At 70.5% G+C, this 3,909-nt stretch carries 3 protein-coding genes and 2 pseudogenes; 2 read left to right on the forward strand and 3 right to left on the reverse strand.

What is annotated here, in order from left to right; genetic code table 11:
• Nucleotides 1-280, forward strand: a 280-nt coding sequence (locus AC51EU_RS28070) for a hypothetical protein (RefSeq protein ID WP_496269896.1), incomplete at its 5' end; no start/stop codon positions are given.
• 76 nt (nucleotides 281-356) lie between these two features.
• Nucleotides 357-1,439, forward strand: a pseudogene (locus tag AC51EU_RS28075) (IS701 family transposase); the annotation flags it as partial.
• 159 nt (nucleotides 1,440-1,598) lie between these two features.
• On the opposite strand, the pseudogene AC51EU_RS28080 reads toward AC51EU_RS28075, so the two are convergent.
• From AC51EU_RS28080 to AC51EU_RS28090, 3 genes and pseudogenes are all read right to left on the reverse strand, one after another.
• Nucleotides 1,599-1,799: pseudogene (locus AC51EU_RS28080) on the reverse strand (transposase); the annotation flags it as partial.
• A gap of 841 nt (nucleotides 1,800-2,640) precedes the next feature.
• Nucleotides 2,641-3,132 carry an NUDIX hydrolase gene (locus tag AC51EU_RS28085; protein WP_496269897.1) on the reverse strand — a complete coding sequence of 164 codons (492 nt, stop codon included), beginning with the start codon at nucleotides 3,130-3,132 and terminating at the stop codon, nucleotides 2,641-2,643.
• Nucleotides 3,133-3,188: 56 nt separating this feature from the next.
• Entirely contained in the window at nucleotides 3,189-3,800 is a 612-nt protein-coding gene (locus tag AC51EU_RS28090; protein ID WP_496269898.1) for a hypothetical protein, read from the reverse strand.
• Nucleotides 3,801-3,909 lie beyond the last annotated feature (109 nt).

Raw genomic sequence — 3,909 nt, forward strand, 5'->3', positions numbered from 1 at the left:
GTTCGTCATCGTCGCGATGGCCACCATCCCCGAAGGCAGCATGACAATGAACGTCGAGTACCTGCATATGGAGCAGGTCGGCCAGACCGGCACGAGCGGGATGATGATCAGTCCGTCTGCGTACGTACTGGCGAAGTGGCCTTCCACATCCGCTCTTCATCGCCTTTTGCTCGATTATGTGCGGGGTTCTCACTTCCCCCTCCTGAAGTTGTCGGCGGAACGCATGGATCTGGCCCTTGTCATGATGCCAGTTATGCGGCACAGGAGGCGCTCCGCTTGACCTAAGCCTTGCCCCAGCCCACCCGGCACAAGTGGGTTGGGGCGCCGCCGCGTCTTCCCAAGGCCGCTGCCAGGGAATAGGTCCCGCGGTCCGGTGTGATCTGGAGGGCTTCGCGGCGGAGATGTTCGAGCCGTTCGCGCGAGCGGATCAGCGTCGGTGGGGCGAGGTCTATCTGCGGGGCCTGCTGTTGGACGGTGGGCGCAAGTCAGTGGAGCCGATGGCCGCCCGGCTGGGCGAGGACGGGAACCGGCAGGCGTTGGCCCACTTCGTCACTTCCAGCCCGTGGGATGCGGTGCATGTGCGGGCCCGTCTGGCCTGGCGTATGCAGCCGGTCATCAAGCCCACCGCGTTGATCATCGATGACAGCGGGTTTCTCAAGGACGGGGACGCGTCGGCGTGTGTGACCCGGCAGTACACGGGGACGGCGGGCAAGGTCACCAACTGTCAGGCCGGGGTCTCGCTGCACCTGGCTTCCAACGGTGCCTCGGCGGCGGTGAACTGGCGTCTGTTCCTGCCCGGGAGCTGGGATCCCGCCTCGCCGAAAGCCGATCCGGCCAAAGTGGCCCGCCGTACCAAGTGCGCCATCCCCGCCGAGGTGGGCCATGTCGAGAAGTGGCAGCTGGCCCTCGACATGATCGACGAGACACGGTCCTGGGGCATCGAGGTGCTCCAGGTCATCGCCGACGGCGGCTACGGGGACACGGCTGCCTTCCGGCCCGGCCTGGAGGAACGCGGTCTCGACCACGTGGTGGGCGTCTCGACCACGACCACCGCGCACCCCGAGTACACACGGCCCTGCACCCCGGCCTACACCGGTCGGGGACGACGGCCGGTCCCGGCCTACCCCGATCCGGCGCAGACCGTGAAGAGCCTGGTCATCGCGGCCGGGAAACACACCGCGCGGCCGGTGCAGTAGCGGGAGGGATCACGGCCCGGCAGCGGCCGCAGCGGACACAAACGCATGTACTCGCGCTTCGTGGCCCTGCGGATCCGGCCCGCCGGACGCGAGATCCACGAGGCCACGGCCGGCACCGAGCTTCCGTTTCGCTGGCTGCCGGCCGAGTGGCCTACCGGCCGGGACGAGCCCGTGCAGTTCTGGCTCTCCAACCTGCCCGAGACCACCCCGCTGCCCGTCCTTGTGCGCACCGCGAAGCTCCGGGTGAAGGGGCAGCCGTCTGGAACCTTGTTCTCGCTCCCTCCTGACCAGGATGACTCGCGGTGCTGGCGAGGCTGTGCCCGGAACCCAGGTCACTGCGGCGGCCGCACCTGACGAAGAACTGCTCGTCCTTACTGGGTGTTTCGTCCCCGGTTTTGAGGGTCAAGTTCCGCACCAGGTGGGGGTGGCTTCGCCAGTGAGCCGGCGGTCCATAAGGTTGATCATCGCGAGATGGATCACGGCTTCGGAGCGAGCGGGCAGGGCTTCGTAGCCGCGGGCCAGGCGACAGTGGTTCATCAGCTGGCCCAGGGTGCGTTCGACGACCCAGCGGCGGGCCTGAACGGTGAATCCCCTGGTGGCCGGGCCGACGACGACGCGGTCCTGAGCACCGGTATCGTCATCACGCTGTCCCGGTCAGGCCGAGCGCGGCCTTCCCCAGGGCAGTGGGGGCGTGCAGTGGCTCCCTCGACCACCCGGTCCCGTGGCGAACCAGCCGACCAGCGACCAGCGACCAGCAGTCGTGAGCCTCCGATGCTCACCAGTTCGTCCAGACCGACACGGCTTCCACGACGTCCACGCTGCAGTACAAAGCCGAGAGGTGGACGGGCGTTCCGGGCTCGGCGCCGAGGCGGCCCCACGGTTTCGTGCGCGCGGGCTGTGCCAACCTCCAGAATCATCCACACCTCGTCGTACCGTAGCGCGCTGCTGCGGAACGTCCGGTCGCCGCTTTCCCTACAGCGGCGCCGCGGCAACCGGGATCGGCTCGTACATCCCCCAGCAGCGCGTTTGCGGCGTGCGCCGCACCTCTCGGTGTCGGACTGCCATCGCTGCTGTGGTGCGGGAGGCTTCCGGTACCGGGGGAGGCACCGCAAGGCTGTTCCCTCGGCAGTTACGGAGAGTTGCCGACGTCCAGTGAGGAAGGTCTCCGAACTCCTCCGGACCGTGCCCTCATGCCAGGGAGTTCGAGCACGAATCCAGGGGGTTTCCAGGGAGTCTCAGCGCGGGACGCGTCGGGACGCAGCAGGCCGCCGATTCCATAACAGCGCAGGTCAGGGCTTAGATTGTCAGAGATCTCCGCAGGTCGGCGCCACCTTCACCGGCAACGCCGCGAGCGGGCGTGCCGGGCGCCGCGGGGCAAGCAGCGTCCGGCGGCAGGGCCCGGGCCCTGGCATGCGCCGTCGCCCCCGGTCGCGCGCCCCGAAGCTCACCGGGCCTGCGGCCGCTCCCCCGCCCCCTCGAACCACGCCGGCCCCTCCTCCAGCGCGCGCTTGATCCGGTTCAGTGCGAAGTCCTCCAGGTCCGGGAGGGCGTCCAGGGGGAACCAGCCGACCTCCAGCGACTCGTCGTCGTTGACCCGCGCCTCGCCGCCGACGGCGCGGCACAGGAGGCAGGTGTCCATGAACTGGCAGCGGTCGCCGTTGGGGTAGCGGACGGGGGGCAGGGCCTCGACGAGGACGATGCGTTCGGGTACCACCCGTACCGCTGTCTCCTCGTAGACCTCACGTACCGCGGTCTGTGCGGGCTGTTCGCCCGGTTCGGGGATGCCGCCGATCACCGACCAGCCGCCGGTGTCCGCGCGCCTGCCCAGGAGGACCTGTCCGGCGTCGTCGAACACCACGGCGCTCACCCCGGGCAGCCACAGGAGCCGGTCTCCGACGGAGGCCCGGATGTCACGGATGAAGTCGGGTGTAGGCATGCAGTGCACCCTAGACGACATACCGGGCGCGGGCGTGCCGCGCGCCGTGGGGCGGGTCAGGTGCCGGCCGGGCTGCCGTCGCGCGGGCGGAGCCGGCTGCGGATGCAGCGGACGGCGGACTCCGCGTCGTCGACGGTGACCGTGATCGTGCGTCCGTCGCCGAGGCGGAGGAGCAGTGCCTCCCCGCGGCGTACGACGACGGCGGTGCCCTGCTCGGGGCGCCAGCGGTAGCCCCAGCCACCCCAGTGGCGGGGGGTGACGCTGGGCACGAAGTCAACGTCCGTGATGTGGGCGAGGGGGATGCGGCCGCGCGGTACGCCGATGTGGCCGCAGCGGAACTCCAGGTGGTCCCGGTCGACGCGGACCTGGACGTGGACGAAGGCGAGCGTGCCGAACATCACCAGCAGGCCGGCCGCGACACAGCCGACCACGGCCATCACCAGGGGCGCCAGGCCGTTGGTCCACCGGCTCTCGACGGCGAGGACGACGCCGAGGGCGAGGCAGGCCGCGCCGATGCCGGCCAGCAGCCACTGGACGCGGTTGGTGGCCGTGCCGTGCCAGACCTCGGGGATGTCCGCGTGGGCGCCGGCGGGGGACCGTCCGGCGTCGCCGCCGCGGGCGGTGTGCGGGTCGGGGGCTGCCGCCCCCTCGTGGGGGTCCTCCCTCATGGGACGCAGGGTACGCGCCTTCGCACCCCGCGGCAGGGTGTCGTCGGCCACGGTGCCGGGCGTGGTCCGCCGTACGCGGACCGTCGCCGGGCGGGTCAGCGGGGCAGTG

This window comes from Candidatus Streptomyces philanthi (assembly GCF_059553635.1).

What these genes read in the sequence shown, in the direction of transcription:
- AC51EU_RS28085 (WP_496269897.1), bottom strand. Translation starts at nt 3,132, where the DNA reads ATGCCTACACCCGACTTCATCCGTGACATCCGGGCCTCCGTCGGAGAC.
- AC51EU_RS28090 (WP_496269898.1), bottom strand. Translation starts at nt 3,800, where the DNA reads ATGAGGGAGGACCCCCACGAGGGGGCGGCAGCCCCCGACCCGCACACC.